Genomic DNA, 234 nt, shown 5'->3' on the forward strand with positions numbered 1-234 from the left:
ATTGTTGATACGTTTATAGGAGATGCTGAAGATGCAGCTGTGGGAGCGGGTTCAGGTGTGGTTTCCGCTGCGGGAACAGTATTTCCGCCTGTATGCTGGGCCAATAAGGATGATATATCCTCTCCGGCTTTCCCAAATATGGCAAGCAGGTCATTTACCTGTAGTTTACCACCTTTGGGTGTTCCGATATGTAATAAGATACCATCCTGATAGCTTTCCAGCTCCATGGTAGCT

At 47.0% G+C, this 234-nt stretch carries 1 protein-coding gene; it reads right to left on the reverse strand.

The features are described from left to right. Positions 1–234, reverse strand: a 234-nt coding sequence (locus VJI94_RS08850) for a hypothetical protein (RefSeq protein ID WP_324009108.1), incomplete at both ends; no start/stop codon positions are given.

This window comes from Parvimonas sp. D9 (assembly GCF_035282565.1).
GTDB lineage: Bacteria > Bacillota > Clostridia > Tissierellales > Peptoniphilaceae > Parvimonas > Parvimonas micra.